Origin of the sequence: Brachybacterium kimchii (genome assembly GCF_023373525.1) — a bacterium.
In the GTDB taxonomy this organism is placed as follows: Bacteria; Actinomycetota; Actinomycetes; order Actinomycetales; family Dermabacteraceae; genus Brachybacterium; species Brachybacterium kimchii.
This window is the reverse complement of sequence record NZ_CP097218.1, coordinates 3547108-3561969: the sequence shown is the minus strand read 5'-3', so window position 1 is coordinate 3561969 and position 14862 is coordinate 3547108. Positions and strand designations below refer to the sequence as shown.

The window sequence follows — 14862 nt, the reverse complement described above, 5'->3', positions numbered from 1 at the left end:
CGTGAGGGCCGTCTCGGATCCGGCGCGCCGCTCTGGCATCGGCCGGCGGCGCGTGCGCAGGATGGGGACACCATGGATCGCGATCTCGTCTGGTACGTCAGTTACGGCTCGAACATGAACGCCGAGCGTCTCGCCTGCTACATCCAGGGCGGCAGGCCGCCGGGCGCGCTGATCGGCTACACCGGGGCCCGCGACCGCACTCCCCCGCGCGAGGCGGCGGGCGTGATGCTCCCGGGCCGTCTGCACTTCGCGGGCGAGTCCCGCGTGTGGAGCGGCGGCATGGGCTTCTACGACCACGACGCCGAGGGGCCGACGCCGGCCCGCGCCTTCCTGCTGACGATCCCCCAGTTCGCCGACGTCGCCGCGCAGGAGATGCACCGCCCCGTCCAGGAGGACGACCCCGTCGAGCGCCTCGTGCGCGAGGACCTGGGCATCGGCGGAGGGACGGACGCCACCGCGGCGAGCGCGGGTACGCGCGTGGCCGTCGGCCCCGGTCGCTACGAGACCCTGGTGGTGCTCGGCGAGCGCGAGGGCATCCCGATGCTCACCTTCACCGCACCGGAGGGGATCGGCGACGTGCCGGCGACCCAGCCCGTCCCCGCCTATCTCGACATGCTCGCCGAGGGCCTGCGCCAATCCCACGGCTGGGACCGCGAGCGGGCCGACGCCTACTTCTCCGCCCGCGGCGCGGACCTGGAGCGGGTCGGGGTCTAGCCACCTGCCTCCTCGCGCCCGAGCGACCACATGCGCAGGGCGAAGTGGAGGTCGAGGAACCTCGCGGGCGCGCGCCAGTCCTCCCCCAGCAGCCCCGCGATCCGCTCGAGGCGCTGGCGGACCGTGTTGGGGTGCACGTGCAGCATCTGCGCGGCGCGCGGCACGTGCCGACCGGACTCGGCGAAGGCCCAGGCGCTGCGCGTGAGCTCGGTGCCGTGCTCGCGGTCGTAGTCCTCGAGCGGGCGGAGCACGAGCAGCGGCGAGGGCAGCGTGGGGTCGCGGTGGATCGCCTCGGCCATCAGCCCGACCATGCCGATCCTCTCGCCGTCGGCCGATCTGCCGCGCACTCCGAGCACGGCGAGGGAGCGCAGGGCGAGCTCCGCGGAGCGGTGCGCCGCAGGGATCCGCGCCAGGTCCTCGACGGGGCTCGACCAGCCCGCGTTCACGCCGCTGCCGGCGACGTCGAGCAGCGCGGAGAGCGCGTCGGCCGCGGCATCGGGCACGAGCACGCACAGGTGGTCGCCGTGCAGCGCGACCACCGCGCCGTCGTGCGCCGTGCCCGCGCGCAGGCGGTCGGCGAGGGGGCCGACGTCGGCGTCGAAGACGTCGATCGCGACCATCCGCACGCCCGTGCCAGGGCGCACCGCGCGCACCCGGGCGTCCCCGCGCACCGTGTCGACCTCGCGTCCGCCGCGCACCAGGGCGTCGATCACGGCGCGGTCGCGGCGGCGCCTGTCGTCCTGCTGCGCCCGGCCCAGCAGGAGCAGGATCCCGAAGAACACGGCGACCCTCTGCACGCGCGGCAGCAGGCGCGGGGCGAGGGCCCGGCCGACGACGAGCGTGCCCAGATGCTCCCTGCCGCTGCTCGCGCAGGCCAGCGTGGTCCCGCCGGAGACGGCGGGCTTGCCTGTGCCGCGGGCCGCGCGCAGCGCCTCCCCGTCGAGGCCGACGGCGAGGCGCGCGCCGGGGTCCGTCTCGACCATCGGCACCCCGCCGGCGTCGAGGAGCGCGAGGTCGGCGCCCAGGAGCTCGTGCACGCGGCGGGCGAGCACCTCGAGGTCGCCGCCGTCCAGGAGCGCCTCGAGCAGTCCCGCGTCGAGGTCGAGGATCTCGTGGAGCTCGACCATGCGCTCCTCGTCCTCGTCCTGCTGCGCGCTGAGGCTCGCGAGCGCCCCGGTGACCTCCTCGAAGCGGCGCGCGTTGTCGAGCGCGACGCTCGCATGGCGGGACAGGGTGTCCACGATGTCGACGGTCTCGGGCGGGTACTCGCGGCTCGTGCGGTCGGCGATCAGCAGGGCGCCGTGCACCTGCTCGCGCAGGGTCATGGGCACGGCGAGGATCGAGCGCACGCCCTCGCCGCGCACGATGTCGTCGATCTCCTCGATGTGGGACAGCGCCGCGTCCTCGAGGTAGTCGGCGGTGGTGACGATCGCGCGACCGGTCGCGGCGCGTCCCAGCACGCCGTAGCCGATGGGCATGCGCAGGGTGCGGTACTCCTCGGTGCGCACGCCGTCGGACTCGCGGATGAAGGTGGTGTCCGCCGTGTTCAGGGCTATGTAGGCCATGTCGGCGCCGGTGAGCAGGCGGGTGCGGCGCACGATCTCGTGGAGCACGCCCACCACGTCGCGCCGTGTGGTGACGTCCACGGCGATCGAGGAGACCGTGCGCAGCAGCTCCTCGCGCCGTGCGCCCTGGGCGAGACGCTGCTGGAGGGCACGCAGGGTGCGGGCGTCGGCCTCGTCGAGGGAACCGCGCGCCGCGGCGATCGCGCCCTCGAGCCGCGCCGGGTCCTCCTCGGCCATCACCGCGCGCAGCAGGGGCTCCATCGCACCCATGGACCATCCTCCATCGATCGGCCCGATCCCTGTCACCGCACACCATAGGCGCGGTGTGGCTCGCGCCATAGCGTGGGGAGCGAACGCGCCGCCGCCCGGCACCGTCGCCCGGCGAGGCACCGACCGTGAGGAGTCATCGATGACTGCGACCGATTCGCCCATGAAGCTGCACGTCCTGTCCACCGGGGTCATGGAGTGCGACCACACCTGGCTGCTGCTGCAGGCGGGGAACACGATCACCGACCGTCAGCACAAGGACAAGCCCGCCGCCTGGGGCGAGGCCCCCACGCACGCCGTCCTCATCGAGACGCCCGAGGGACGGATCCTCTGGGACACGGGAGTGCCGCGCGACTGGGAGAAGCGCTGGGAGCCCACCGGGTTCCAGGACTTCTTCCCCGTCCAGGAGGACCCCGCCGGCCCCGGCTACCTCGACACCGCGCTCGCGGACCTCGAGCTCACCCCCGAGGACATCGACATCCTGGTCCTCTCCCACCTGCACTTCGACCACGCGGCGAACGCGAAGATGTTCGAGAACGGGAAGACCCGCATCCTCGCCCAGGCCGACGAGATCGAGGGCGTGAAGAGCATCGAGGGCGAGTTCGCCGGCGCCCACCTGGTCTCGGACTTCTCGGGGCTGCCGCTGGAACCCGTCCACGGCGACGCCGAGATCGTCCCCGGCGTCAGCGTCATCTCCACCCCGGGGCACACCTGGGGCACCATGAGCCTGCGCGTGGACCTGCCGGAGGACGGCACGAAGATCTTCACCTCCGACGCGGTGTACCTCGGCGCAAGCTGGGGCCCGCCCGCGATCGGAGCCGGCATCGTCTGGGACAGCGTGGGCTGGCTCGAGTCCGTCGAGAAGCTGCGGAAGATCCAGGAGCAGACCGGCGCGGAGATGATCTTCGGCCACGACGCCGAGCAGCGCAAGGGCCTCACCCTCGCGCCCGACGGCTTCTACAGCTGAGGGGCCGGCGATGATCCTCTACGACCTCAAGTGCGCCGACGGCCACCGCTTCGAAGCGGGCCTGGCCTCGATGTTCGACGACAACCCGCGATGCCGGTGCGGGGCGGAGACGTCCCGCGTCCCGGCCTCCGTGCGCCAGCTCGGCACGGCCGACACGGGCCGCTCGCGCGAGGAGATGCCGACCACCTGGCGCGGCATCCAGCAGGGCCACCCCGACGTGGTGCGCGGCTGGCACCGCGAGATGAGCCGCCGCGAGAAGCTCGAGGAGAAGCACCCCGAGCTCGCCGGCGACCGTCGACCGGTCCTCGCCCACGAGGGCGCCTTCGAGGGCCGACCGCTCAGGGCCGGAGACCCGCTCGCCACGAAGGTCGCGCAGGCGACGTTCGGGACGACGAAGGAGGCGACCGCATGAAGATCCGTGGAGCAGTCCTCGAGGAGATGGGGCGCGAGCGCCCCTATGCCGACTCCCGGCCGATCACCATCAGCGAGCTCGAGCTCACCGAGCCCGGCTCGACCGAGATCCTCGTGCGCATGGAGGCCGCGGGCGTCTGCCACAGCGACCTCTCCGTGGTCGACGGCAACCGACCGCGCCCGGTCCCCATGCTGCTGGGGCACGAGGCCGCCGGCCGCGTCGAGGCCGTGGGCGCCGAGGTGGAGGACATCCGCGTGGGCGACCGCGTGGTGATGAGCTTCCTCCCCCGCTGCGGCGAGTGCCGCGAGTGCCGCACCGACGGCCGCCTCCCCTGCTCGGTCGGATCCAGGACCAACAACGACGGAGTGCTGCTGCACGGCTCGACCCACCTCGCCCGCGACGGCGAGCACGTGCACCACCACCTGGGGGTGAGCGGCTTCGCGACCCGCGCCGTCGTGGACCAGGCGAGCGCCGTCGTCGTCCCCGACGAGGTCCCGCCCGAGGTCGCCGCCGTGCTGGGATGCGCCGTGCTCACGGGCGGCGGGGCCGTCCTGAACGCCGCGCAGCCGGGCCCCGAGGACTCGATCATGATCGTGGGCCTCGGCGGCGTGGGCATGGCCGCCCTCATCACCGCCCTCGCGCAGGACGTGAAGGAGGTGATCGCCGTGGACACCCTCCCCGCGAAGCTCGAGCGGGCGACGGAGCTCGGCGCCCACCGCACGTACACGCCGCAGGAGGTCGCCGAGCAGAAGATCACCGCCGACCGGGTGGTCGAGGCCGCCGGCCATCCGAAGGCCTTCGAGACCGCGGTGGGCGCGATCGGCTTCGGCGGCACCATGGTCACCGTGGGCCTCCCCGCGCCGACAGCGCAGGTCACGATCGCCCCGCTGCCGCTCACCGCGCAGGCCCAGTCGATCATCGGCTCCTACCTGGGCTCGGCCGTGCCGCGGCGCGACGTGCCCGAGTACGCCCGGCTCTACCTCGAGGGGAAGCTGCCGGTCGAGGAGCTGATCAGCCGCACCATCCGCCTCGAGGAGATCAACGAGGCGATGGACCAGCTGGCCGACGGCGAGGCCGTCCGCCAGGTCATCCTGTTCGACTGATCCCTCGCGGCCGGTTCCCCCATCCCGCCCCGGAAGGCGCAGGATGGAGGGACCGGCCGCGCCGTCGGCCCGCCCGTCGGCCCCGCCCGAGACCCCGACCCGAAGGAGCGCACCATGACCACGAAGCCCCGTCTCTCCCCCGCGAAGGTCGCCGACCTGCTCGAGCGCACCCCCCGCAGCTCCTTCATCGGCGGCCGCTTCCTGGGCGGCACCCCCGATCTCGACGTGCAGGACCCGGCGACCGGGCGCGTCCTCACCCAGGTCGTCGACGCCGACGCGGCGAGCATCGGCGGGAAGGCTCTCGATGCCGCCGTCGCCGCCCAGGCCGACTGGGCGGCGACCCTCCCCCGCGAGCGATCGGAGATCCTGCGCCGCGCCTACGAGCTCTGCCACGAGCGGGCGGACGACCTCGCAGCGCTGATGACCCTCGAGATGGGCAAGCCCCTGGACGAGTCGTACGGCGAGGTCACCTACGGCGCCGAGTTCCTGCGCTGGTTCAGCGAGGAGGCCGTGCGCCTGCCCGGACGCTTCCGGCAGGCCCCCGCCGCCGAGCAGGCGATCCTCACCACCTCGCGGCCCGTCGGCCCCGTCCTCGCGATCACCCCGTGGAACTTCCCGCTGTCGATGGGCACCCGCAAGATCGCTCCGGCCCTCGCAGCCGGCTGCACCGTCGTGCTCAAGCCCGCGCAGATGACGCCCCTGACCTCTCTCGCCTTCGCGCAGATCCTCGCCGACGCGGGCGTCCCCGCGGGCGTCGTGAACGTCGTCGTCACCTCGGACTCCTCCGGAATGTCCTCGACGCTGATGGCCGACGGGCGCCTGCGCAAGGTCTCGTTCACGGGCTCCACCTCGGTGGGCCGCTCCCTGCTCGCGCAGGCGTCCGAGCACGTGCTGCGCACCTCCATGGAGCTCGGTGGCAACGCTCCCTTCCTGGTGCTCCCCTCGGCCGACATGGACACGGCGATCGCCGCCGCGATGCCCGCGAAGTTCCGCAACAACGGCGAGGCGTGCACCGCCGCGAACCGGTTCTACGTGCACTCGTCCGTCGCCGAGGAGTTCACCCGCCGCCTCGTGGAGTCGACGGAGGCGCTGCAGGTCGGCGCGGGGATCGACGAGGGCACCACGATGGGCCCGATGATCGAGCCGAAGGCGCTGGAGAAGATCGAGGAGCTCGTGGCCGACGCCGTCGAGCGCGGCGCGAAGGTCCTCACGGGCGGGCGTCGGCCGCGCGCCGACGAGCTGCCCGAGGGATGCCGGGACGGCTACTTCTACCTGCCCACCGTGCTCGGCGACGTCCCGGCCGATGCCCGCGTGAACCGCGAGGAGATCTTCGGACCGGTCGCGCCCGTGATCGTCATGGACGACGTCGAGGACATGGTGCGCGCCGCGAACGACACCGAGTTCGGGCTCATGAGCTACGCCGTCGGCGCGGACCTCGGCGAGGTCACCGACGTCGCCGGACGCATCGAGTCGGGCATGGTCGCGGTGAACCTGGGCGTCGCCTCCGACGCCGCCGCTCCCTTCGGCGGCGTCAAGGAGTCGGGCCTGGGCCGCGAGGGCTCCCACGAGGGCATCGCGGAGTACCTCGAGACCACGTACGTGCGGCTGCCGCTGTGAGCGGACCTGCGGGGACGGAGACCACGAGGCGCCCGCCGCGCCTGCGCCCCTGCACGCCCGACGACGTCCCGCACCTGACCCGGATGCGCCGCGCACGGGAGGAGTGGATGGCCGAGCACGGCATCGTGCAGTGGCAGGTCGGCTCGCTCGGAGCCGAGCAGATCGCGGACGAGGTGGCCCGCGGGGACTGGCACGCCCTCGACGAGGCCGGACAGGACCCGGCAGCGCCGACCGCCTCTCCGTTCACCGCCGCCGTGCGGCTCCTCGAAGCGGACCCGTACTTCTGGGGCGAGCACGAGCGGAGCGACGAGCCGGCCGTGTACGCGCATGGTCTGATGACCGATCCGGCGGCGAGCAGGCGCGGGCTGGGAGCGACCGTGCTCGACCTCGCTCTCGCCGAGGCGAGGCACCGGGGTGCGCGCTGGCTGCGCCTGGACTGCGCTCCCCATCTCCTGGACTACTACCTGTCTCTGGGCTTCTCGCCCGTCGGCAGCAGAGAGACCGAAGAGTTCGTGACGCTGCTGCTGGAGAAGACTGCGAGAGGAGGCGGCCCCGTGCAGCACGTCGGCGACAGCTCACCGGCGACGGGTCTGCCGGTCGTCTCGGTCGGTCGCCCGGTGACCTCCGAAGAGGTCGCCGATGCCCTGGACGACGACCCGCTCGTCGGCCCCGCTACCCTCTCACCATGACGACGATCTACCTGACCGGAGAGGCGAAGTCGCCGAGCAACAATCCGATCACGACGCAGTGGGGACTTTTCTTCATCGGCCTCGTCGTCGATACTGAGTCGCACGTCATCCGAGAGGCGGACTGCACCGCCACCCTCACCCTCACGGTCGAGTTCGTGGGAGAACTGCTGGTGGGACGCTCCATCCTCGACGACGACGCCCTGGTGGAATCCATCACCGAGAGGTACCACGGGTCCTCGCAGAAGGCGCTCGCCGCGTCCGTGCGCAATGCCGCCGCGAAGTACCGCGACCTCTCGGCGGACTCCACCGCATAACCCCATACGCCTCCGTCCGCCCGGGACCTCACAGAACCGGAACCCGTCGGAAGCACCACGAACGCGCCCGCCCGGGCGCGCTGCGTCGGTGCTTCCGATTTTTTATTGCCCGATCCCCGACCCCTTCCCCACCCCGAGGAGCACCCCATGATCACCGACGGCCTGCTGATGCTCGGCGTCCTGCTGGGACTGTCGTGCGTGCTGATCGTCCTCGAGAAGACGACCGGCTGGAAGCTGTTCAAGTACGTGCCCGGCATGGTGCTGATGTACCTGCTGTGCGCACTGCTGAACACGCTCGGCGTCTTCGGCCAGGACGACGCGACCCGCGCCCCCATCGCCCAGGTCAAGGACGTCCTGCTGCCGGCGATGATCTTCCTGTTCCTGTTCGGCTGCGACCTGCGCAAGATCATCCGTCTGGGACCGAAGCTGCTGCTGACGATGTTCGTCGCCTCGGCCTCGCTGTGCTTCGGCATGGTGCTGGTGTACGTGGTCTTCCAGGCCGCGGTGCACCCCGAGGCGTGGAAGGTGTTCGGCGCGCTGCTGGCCAGCTGGACCGGCGGCAGCGCGAACATGGTGGCCGTCCAGGACATCCTCAAGGCCCCGGAGAACATCTTCGGCTACGCCCTGATCACCGACACGCTGATGTACTCGCTGTGGCTGATGCTGATGTTCGCCTCGGTCGCGGTCTCGCCCCGCTTCAACCGCTGGACCAAGGCCGACACCTCCTACCTCGACGCCCACGAGGGCGCCTTCGAGGAGGAGGAGAAGCCGGTGACGGTGTCCTCGCTCGCGATCGTCGTCTTCGGCGCGATCCTGGTCTCGACCTTCTCGATCTGGATCGGCGGCCTGCTGCCCGAGTGGGGCGCGGTCGTCAACGGCACCACCTGGTCGATCCTCATCGTCTCCCTGCTGGGGCTCCTCGTCGCGCTGACCCCGCTGGGGTCGACGGCCGGATCGAGCGAGGTCGCCACGCTGATGCTGTTCGTGGTGATCGGCCAGATCGCCTCGGGCTCGGACTTCTCGGCGATCACGCAGGCGCCGATCTACATCGTGATGGGCATCCTCGTGGTCGCGATCCACGCCGGGATCATGGTGCTCTACGCGAAGATCGCGAAGGTCGAGCTGTTCTCCCTCGCCGTCGCCTCCACCGCGAACATCGGCGGCATCGCCTCCGCACCCGTGGTCGCGAGCGCCTTCAACCGCCAGCTGGTCCCCGTGGGCGTGCTGTTCGCCCTGATCGGATCGTTCATGGGCACGTTCGTGGGCCTGATCGGCGCCCAGGTCATGCACGCGCTGTGACCGTCACCGCGAGAGGAGGGGCATCGATGACCCCGCAGACCCTGCAGGATCCCGACGTGCACGTCGTCGCGGTGCGCCACCACCGCCACGTCGCGCCGCTCAAGCGGCCCTTCGTGACCGCGGCACGGCGCACCGAGGCCGTGCACTACGTGGTCGCGGAGGTCGAGCTGGCCGACGGCACCGTCGGCCAGGGATCCTCGGCCGAGACCGTCGCCGTCACGGGCGAATCGGCCGAGTCGATCGCCGCCTGCCTGGCCGGTCCGCTGCGCGGCGCGCTCGAGGGCGCCCAGGGCACCCTGGAAGACCTCGGACGCCGCATCCGGGACGCTGTCCCGGGGAGCACGAGCGCGAAGGCCGCCCTGGACGTGGCCCTGCACGACGCCGCCGCGCGCGCCGCCCGGGTGCCGCTGGTCGAGCTGCTGGGCGGCACCCGCTGCGGCACGCTGACCAACGACATGACGATCTCCCTCGAGGACCCCGAGGTGATGGCCGGTCATGCCCGCGACGCGGTCGCCGCGGGCGAGCAGATCCTGAAGATCAAGCTCGGCCGGGACATCGACGAGGACCGCCGGCGACTCGCCGCCGTGCTCGAGGCCGCCCCCGGGGTGAGCCTGCGCCTGGACGCGAACCAGGGCTGGGAGGCCCGCGAGGCGATCAGCATCATCACCGGCTTCGAGCGGGACGGCCTGCCGATCGAGCTGGTCGAGCAGCCCGTCCCGGCCGCGGACCTCGAGGGTCTCGCCCGGGTGCGCGCCGAGGTGGCGACCCCGGTGATGGCCGACGAGGCCGTATGGGATGCACAGGACGCCCGCCGCATCGTCGAGGCCGGTGCGGCCGACCTCCTGAACATCAAGCTCGCCAAGACCGGCGGCCTGCGCGAGGCGCTCGCCGTGGCCGACGTGGCCCTCGAGGCGGGCATCGCCTGCATGGTGGGCTCGATGATGGAGCCGCGGATCTCGATCACCGCCGCGGCCCACCTGGCCTTCGCGCACCCGGCGATCGCCCTCATCGACCTCGATCCCCCGGCCTGGTTCACCTCCGGGGCGCCGTCGGGCGGCTACCGCCAGCGCGGCGCCGAGCTCGAGCTGATCGGCGGTCCCGGGCTCGGCCTTGCGATGCTCGACCCGATGCAGGACGCTGATGACGCAGGAGGTGGTAGGTGACGTCGACCCCGCAGGTCCCCGGCATGCCCGAACCCGTCTCCTCGAAGGAGGACACCATGTCCGCCCATCGCAGCACCACCCCGCACGACCCCGCCGACGCATCGCAGAACCCGCAGGTCACCCGGCGCGCCGGTCTGCGGCTCGCCGCCACCGGCGCCGCCGGCCTCGCGGGCCTCGCCGGCGCCGCCTCCGCCTCCGCCGCTCCCGCGCACAAGGGCGGCCACGGTCACGGCGACCACGGGCACAGCAGCGGCGGCAGGACGCCGAAGGCCGGCGAGAGGGCGCACGTGAAGGTCACGGCGACCACGCTGTGGGTCGATCCGCGCACGAACCGCGAGGGCATCGACGACGGCGCGGTCTCCACGCCCGTGGACCTCGACGCCTGGAACGCGAAGATGCCCGACGAGGAGACCCGCAAGTGGCTCACCGGGAAGCTCGAATCGCAGGCCGTGCTGGGCAGCGAGGTCATCGTCGACGAGATCGACGGCGAGTGGGCGCACATCGTGGTCACCGCCCAGGGCACCCCGCGCGACGACCGCGGCTACCCGGGCTGGGTCCCGGTCGACCACCTCACCGTCGACGAGCGCTTCGCACGCCTGGCGCGCTGCGCCTCGACCGCGACCGTCACCGCGCTCACCAGCACCCTCACCTCGCCGAGCCGCGGCGAGGGCGCGCGCCTGCCGGTCTCCTTCGACACGATCCTCCCGGTCACCGGCCAGAACGAGGACAGCATCGAGGTCGCCGTCCCTGACGCGGGCACCATGCAGCTCAGCATCGAGGACGCCGCGGTGCGCGCGCACGGCGAGAAGCCCCCGCGCCCCACGGTCGAGGACATCATCGCGACCGGCGAGCGCTTCCTGGGCCTGCGCTATCTCTGGGCCGGCGTGAGCGCATACGGCTACGACTGCTCCGGGTACACGTACACCCTGTTCCACCACCACGGCATCACCCTCGAGCGCGACGCCGGCGACCAGATGCACGAGTCGGGACTGCAGAGCGTCGAGCGCGAGGACCTCCAGCGCGGCGACCTCGTGTTCTTCGCGACCGAGCCGGGCGCCGAGTCGATCCGCCACGTCGCCCTCTACGTGGGCGACGACCAGATCATGCAGGCTCCGAACGCGGCCCGGAGCGTCGAGGTCGTCTCGCTGACCGAGTACGACACCGACGGCGAGTACGCCGGGGCGCGGCGCGTGGAGCTCGCGAAGGGCTGAGCTAGCGCAGCACCTCCGCGGGCAGCAGCTCCCGGGTCCGCGCGAAGATCCGCTCGTCGGCCTCCTCCTCGGCCCATCCGCCCGTCATCACCGCGAGGACGTGGAAGCCGGCCCCGTCGCTGCCGCCGATGGCCGCGACGTCGTGGCGGAACCCATCGACCCAGCCGGACTTCGAGAGCACGGGGACGCCGGGCCGCACGGCGCGGCCGATGATGCGGATCCGCTGCGCGGCGAGCGCCTCGCGGGCGAGGGCGGAGCCGCTGCGCATGATCGCGTCCATGGTGCGCGCGAGGTCCCGCGCGCTGGTCTCGTTGGTGCGGCCCGCGGCGAGCGCCGCGCCGTCGCCGATCATCCGCTCGACGCGCGTCGCGGGCAGGCCCAGGTCCGCGATCACGTCGGCCACCGCGCCGAGGCCGACGAGGGAGAGCACGTGGTCGGTCGCCTCGTTGCTCGAGCGGTCGATCATCCGCACCAGCAGCTCCCGCACGGAGATCTGCTGCCCGTCGTCCGGATGCGTCGGGTCCAGATGGTCGCCCGCGAGCGTGAACGACGCGCCGCCCTCCCCTGTGAAGGTCCGGGTCGCGGCGACCTCCGCCCCGAGGTCCAGCTCCCCGCGATCCGCGGCGCGCAGCGCGGCGAGCAGCACATACAGCTTGATGGTGCTCGCCGCGTAGAAGGCGCGGTCGGCCTCGCTGCTCGAGAGCTCGCGACCCTGCGCGTCCAGGAGGCACCAGGCGATCGCGGTGTCGGATGGGGCGGAGGCGGTGGGCAGCGTCATGCTCTCGACCCTACGGGGGCTGCGGTCACGCGGCGGCCAGGCCCACGCTCACGATCAGCGGGGCGAGGGTGACGGCGAGGATGAACACGCGCTCGCTGAGGCCGAAGGTGCGCTCGCGCAGCGCCCTCACCAGCAGGGAGACGACGAGGCTTACCAGGGCGATCGCCGCGATCACGTGCAGCACGGGCAGGATCCCCGGCGCCGGCGCCCCCGTGGCCCCGGCGAGCAGCCGCGTGAGCGGACCGATCGTCGAATACGCGATCGCGAACCAGGCGACGGCGAGCACCAGGTGCAGCCGTCCGCGTGAGGTGACGGGCTCCCCGGGCGCATCGGTGGGCACGCGCGGCATCACCGCGAGCACCACCGCCAGCACCAGCAGCCACACGCCGAGCCCCGTGTGCGAGGTCGCAGCGGGGAGCGTGAGGACCGTGACGCCCAGGACCGCCCAGGCGGCGGCCGCGAGCCACGAGGCGACCGCGGCGAGGCGCCGGGTGCTCGGCGCGGACGAAGCGGCGTAGTCGCTCACCGCATGCCGCACAGGGTGGATGCCGCCGGGCCTCACGTGCAGGGCGACGAGCGCAAGCAGTCGGAGGACGAACAGCACGGACGCGACGATCGCGAGCACCTGGGCCACGGGGATCTCCTGGACGGACGGACGAGGGGGTCGAACGTCTGGGACGCTAGACCTTCCAGTCACTGGAGGGTCAAGGAGGAGGATCCCGATGCGCATCGGCGAGTTCGCCCGCAGGACCGGGCTCACGCCCTCGACCGTCCGCTTCTACGAGGAGCGGGACATGTTCAGCCCCGGCCAGATCACCCGCGGGCCCAACGGCTACCGCGACTTCGGGGAGGACGCCGTGCAGCGCGTGCGGCTCGTCCTCGCGGGCCGCGACGCAGGCTTCTCCCTGCAGGACATGCGCACGCGCATGGCGCACTGGGCGGACATGGACGACGCGGAGCGCCGCGCGCTGCTCACCGAGCAGCTCGCCGTCGTCGACCGCCGCCGCGAGGAGCTCGAGCGCAGCCGCGCCACGATCCTCGGGGCGCTCGCGGTGCTCGAGGAGCGTCGCTCGCCCGCGTGAGCCGGCGGCCCGCCGCTCAGGGCATCAGGAGCCCTGGTGGCCCGCGAACTCCCCGGGGTGCTTGCCCTGGCGTCCGCTCTCGCCCTTGTGGAGTGCCGTGATCCGCGCGATCTCCTCGTCCGCGAGGGCGAGGTCGAGGGACTCGAGGTTCGAGACGATCCGCGCGGGCGTGACGGACTTCGGGATCACCACGTCGCCCAGGGCGAGGTTCCAGGCGATGAGCACCTGGGCGGGATCGGCGTCGTGCGCGCGGGCGATCTCGAGCACCACCGGGTCCTCGAGCTCCCCGCCGCCCTGGCCCAGCGGGGACCAGGCCTCGGTGACGATGCCCTTCTCGGCGTGCAGCGCGCGCAGCTCGGGCTGGTTGAAAAAGGGATGCAGCTCGATCTGGTTGAGCACGGGCAGCACGCCGGTCTCCGCCTCGAGCATCTCGAGGTCCTCGGGCCGGAAGTTCGAGACGCCGATCGAGCGGATCCGCCCCTGCTCCTGCAGCTCGATGAGGGTGCGCCAGGTCTCCAGGGCGAGCCCCTTCTCCGGCGCGGGCCAGTGGATGAGGTAGAGGTCGAGCTCGTCCAGGCCGAGGTCGGTCATGGTGGCGTCGAAGGAGCGCAGCGTCGCCTCGCGCCCCTGGTCCTGGTTGGGGACCTTCGAGGTCACGAAGTAGTCGTCGCGTGCGAGGCCGGAGGCGGCGAGCGCACGGCCCACCCCGTCCTCGTTGTCGTACCCGCGGGCGGTGTCGACGTGCCGGTAGCCGGCCTCGAAGGCCTTGACGACCACGTCGGCCGCGACGTCGGGCTCGACCTGCCAGACCCCGTAGCCGAGCTGCGGGATCGATCGACCGTCGCGGAAGCGGATGGAAGGTGCGCTGGTCATGGTGCTCCTCGGGTCGTGGTGCGCGACGGGCGGCCGCGCCTGTGCAGTCGTCCCCCAGCCTAGCCAGGGGCGTCAGTCGTCGTCGGCCTCGCTGCCCGACCTGCCCTGGTTCTTGGCGAGCGAGACCCGCTCGACCCCGGCGACCTCGAGCAGGGGCGGGATCAGGTCGCGCACGGGCGGTCGGCCCAGGAAGCGGATGTCCATGACGATCTTCGGTTCGCCGTCGTTGCCGGTGATCTTGCGGGAGTTCTCGATCGAGTTCGTGAAGCCGGCGCCGGTCGCGGTCGCGAGGATGTCGCGCAGCGCGCCCCGTCCGTCGGCGTAGGTGACGCGCAGCAGGCGGTGACGATCGGGGCCGGGGACGCGGCGCACGAGCGGGGCGATGAGGAACAGTGTGATCAGGTGCAGCGCGGTGAGGGTGAGGCCGAGGGAGAGCATGCCGCTGCCGCAGGCCATGCCCACGGCGGCGGAGACCCAGACGGTCGCGGCCGTGGTCAGCCCGCGCACCATGGAGCGGCCCTTGAAGATGACGCCCGCGCCCAGGAAGCCGATGCCGGAGACGATCTGGGCGGCGATGCGCGAGGGGTCGAGGTTGACCTCGTTGCCGAGCACCGCCGCGAAGCCGTAGGCCGAGACCAGCGTGAAGGCGCACGAGCCGAGCCCCACGAGCACGTGGGTGCGGTAGCCGGCGCTCTTCTGCCGCATCTGGCGCTCGAGGCCGATCAGCGAGCACAGCACGAACGTCGCGATCAGCAGCTCGGCCTCCACGAGGCTCGTCGGCTGCACGAGTCCCACCAGGGGGTCCATG

General features: G+C 72.4%; 16 protein-coding genes. 11 read left to right on the top strand and 5 right to left on the bottom strand.

Translation table 11 applies throughout. From position 1 onward, the window contains the following. Positions 1–72: 72 nt before the first annotated feature. Positions 73–714 carry a histone deacetylase gene (locus tag M4486_RS16205; RefSeq protein ID WP_249478315.1) on the top strand — a complete coding sequence of 214 codons (642 nt, stop codon included), beginning with the start codon at positions 73–75 and terminating at the stop codon, positions 712–714. Here the strand turns inward: M4486_RS16205 and M4486_RS16200 are convergent. Continuing rightward, positions 711–2549 (bottom strand): helix-turn-helix domain-containing protein, encoded by a 1839-nt coding sequence (locus M4486_RS16200; protein WP_249478314.1) that lies wholly within the window; start codon positions 2547–2549, stop codon positions 711–713. The two genes, M4486_RS16205 and M4486_RS16200, sit on opposite strands and share 4 nt — an antisense overlap. Positions 2550–2688: 139 nt before the next feature. Between M4486_RS16200 and M4486_RS16195 the strand changes: the two genes are divergently transcribed. The 9 genes from M4486_RS16195 to M4486_RS16155 all read left to right on the top strand — a co-directional run bounded on the left by M4486_RS16195 (position 2689) and on the right by M4486_RS16155 (position 11321). Continuing rightward, positions 2689–3513, top strand: coding sequence for an N-acyl homoserine lactonase family protein (locus M4486_RS16195; RefSeq protein WP_249478313.1), 825 nt, complete (start codon positions 2689–2691; stop codon positions 3511–3513). Positions 3514–3523: 10 nt separating this feature from the next. Further along, positions 3524–3925 (top strand): zinc ribbon domain-containing protein, encoded by a 402-nt coding sequence (locus M4486_RS16190; protein ID WP_249478312.1) that lies wholly within the window; start codon positions 3524–3526, stop codon positions 3923–3925. Next, positions 3922–5028 (top strand): alcohol dehydrogenase catalytic domain-containing protein, encoded by a 1107-nt coding sequence (locus M4486_RS16185; RefSeq protein WP_249478311.1) that lies wholly within the window; start codon positions 3922–3924, stop codon positions 5026–5028. The genes M4486_RS16190 and M4486_RS16185 overlap by 4 nt, the downstream gene beginning before the upstream one ends. A gap of 114 nt (positions 5029–5142) precedes the next feature. Continuing rightward, positions 5143–6645, top strand: a complete 1503-nt coding sequence (locus M4486_RS16180; RefSeq protein WP_249478310.1) for an NAD-dependent succinate-semialdehyde dehydrogenase — start codon at positions 5143–5145, stop codon at positions 6643–6645. A 107-nt stretch (positions 6646–6752) separates the two neighbouring features. Beyond that, the gene (locus M4486_RS16175) at positions 6753–7334 is read left to right on the top strand and encodes a GNAT family N-acetyltransferase (RefSeq protein WP_249478309.1); all 582 of its coding nucleotides are present in this window, start codon (positions 6753–6755) and stop codon (positions 7332–7334) included. Then, positions 7331–7648: a DUF3870 domain-containing protein gene (locus M4486_RS16170; RefSeq protein WP_249478308.1), complete on the top strand. Its 318-nt coding sequence runs from the start codon at positions 7331–7333 to the stop codon at positions 7646–7648. The genes M4486_RS16175 and M4486_RS16170 overlap by 4 nt, the downstream gene beginning before the upstream one ends. A gap of 147 nt (positions 7649–7795) precedes the next feature. Further along, positions 7796–8947, top strand: a complete 1152-nt coding sequence (locus M4486_RS16165) for a DUF819 family protein (RefSeq protein WP_249478307.1) — start codon at positions 7796–7798, stop codon at positions 8945–8947. A 26-nt stretch (positions 8948–8973) separates the two neighbouring features. Then, entirely contained in the window at positions 8974–10110 is a 1137-nt protein-coding gene (locus M4486_RS16160) for a dipeptide epimerase (protein WP_249478306.1), read from the top strand. Further along, positions 10107–11321, top strand: coding sequence for a C40 family peptidase (locus M4486_RS16155; RefSeq protein WP_249478305.1), 1215 nt, complete (start codon positions 10107–10109; stop codon positions 11319–11321). The genes M4486_RS16160 and M4486_RS16155 overlap by 4 nt, the downstream gene beginning before the upstream one ends. Before the next feature lies 1 nt (position 11322). Here the strand turns inward: M4486_RS16155 and M4486_RS16150 are convergent, their stop codons facing one another. Continuing rightward, on the bottom strand, positions 11323–12099 hold the full coding sequence (locus tag M4486_RS16150; RefSeq protein ID WP_249478304.1) for a serine hydrolase: 777 nt from the start codon (positions 12097–12099) through the stop codon (positions 11323–11325). Between the two features lie 25 nt (positions 12100–12124). Continuing rightward, complete coding sequence (locus M4486_RS16145; RefSeq protein WP_249478303.1) at positions 12125–12733, bottom strand: DUF998 domain-containing protein; 609 nt, start codon at positions 12731–12733, stop codon at positions 12125–12127. An 88-nt stretch (positions 12734–12821) separates the two neighbouring features. Between M4486_RS16145 and M4486_RS16140 the strand changes: the two genes are divergently transcribed. Then, entirely contained in the window at positions 12822–13181 is a 360-nt protein-coding gene (locus M4486_RS16140) for a MerR family transcriptional regulator (protein ID WP_249478302.1), read from the top strand. 24 nt (positions 13182–13205) lie between these two features. On the opposite strand, the gene M4486_RS16135 is transcribed toward M4486_RS16140, so the two are convergent. Continuing rightward, a complete protein-coding gene (locus M4486_RS16135) occupies positions 13206–14054 on the bottom strand; it encodes an aldo/keto reductase (RefSeq protein ID WP_249478301.1) in 849 nt (282 codons plus the stop codon). 72 nt (positions 14055–14126) lie between these two features. Beyond that, positions 14127–14861 carry an MgtC/SapB family protein gene (locus M4486_RS16130; RefSeq protein ID WP_249478300.1) on the bottom strand — a complete coding sequence of 245 codons (735 nt, stop codon included), beginning with the start codon at positions 14859–14861 and terminating at the stop codon, positions 14127–14129. Between the last annotated feature and the right edge of the window lies 1 nt (position 14862).

Bases quoted from the DNA above. Each gene is read 5' to 3' on its own strand.
- M4486_RS16205 (WP_249478315.1), top strand. From the start codon at position 73: ATGGATCGCGATCTCGTCTGGTACGTCAGTTACGGCTCGAACATGAAC.
- M4486_RS16200 (WP_249478314.1), bottom strand. From the start codon at position 2,549: ATGGGTGCGATGGAGCCCCTGCTGCGCGCGGTGATGGCCGAGGAGGAC.
- M4486_RS16195 (WP_249478313.1), top strand. From the start codon at position 2,689: ATGACTGCGACCGATTCGCCCATGAAGCTGCACGTCCTGTCCACCGGG.
- M4486_RS16190 (WP_249478312.1), top strand. From the start codon at position 3,524: ATGATCCTCTACGACCTCAAGTGCGCCGACGGCCACCGCTTCGAAGCG.
- M4486_RS16185 (WP_249478311.1), top strand. From the start codon at position 3,922: ATGAAGATCCGTGGAGCAGTCCTCGAGGAGATGGGGCGCGAGCGCCCC.
- M4486_RS16180 (WP_249478310.1), top strand. From the start codon at position 5,143: ATGACCACGAAGCCCCGTCTCTCCCCCGCGAAGGTCGCCGACCTGCTC.
- M4486_RS16175 (WP_249478309.1), top strand. From the start codon at position 6,753: ATGGCCGAGCACGGCATCGTGCAGTGGCAGGTCGGCTCGCTCGGAGCC.
- M4486_RS16170 (WP_249478308.1), top strand. From the start codon at position 7,331: ATGACGACGATCTACCTGACCGGAGAGGCGAAGTCGCCGAGCAACAAT.
- M4486_RS16165 (WP_249478307.1), top strand. From the start codon at position 7,796: ATGATCACCGACGGCCTGCTGATGCTCGGCGTCCTGCTGGGACTGTCG.
- M4486_RS16160 (WP_249478306.1), top strand. From the start codon at position 8,974: ATGACCCCGCAGACCCTGCAGGATCCCGACGTGCACGTCGTCGCGGTG.
- M4486_RS16150 (WP_249478304.1), bottom strand. From the start codon at position 12,099: ATGACGCTGCCCACCGCCTCCGCCCCATCCGACACCGCGATCGCCTGG.
- M4486_RS16140 (WP_249478302.1), top strand. From the start codon at position 12,822: ATGCGCATCGGCGAGTTCGCCCGCAGGACCGGGCTCACGCCCTCGACC.
- M4486_RS16135 (WP_249478301.1), bottom strand. From the start codon at position 14,054: ATGACCAGCGCACCTTCCATCCGCTTCCGCGACGGTCGATCGATCCCG.
- M4486_RS16130 (WP_249478300.1), bottom strand. From the start codon at position 14,861: ATGGACCCCCTGGTGGGACTCGTGCAGCCGACGAGCCTCGTGGAGGCC.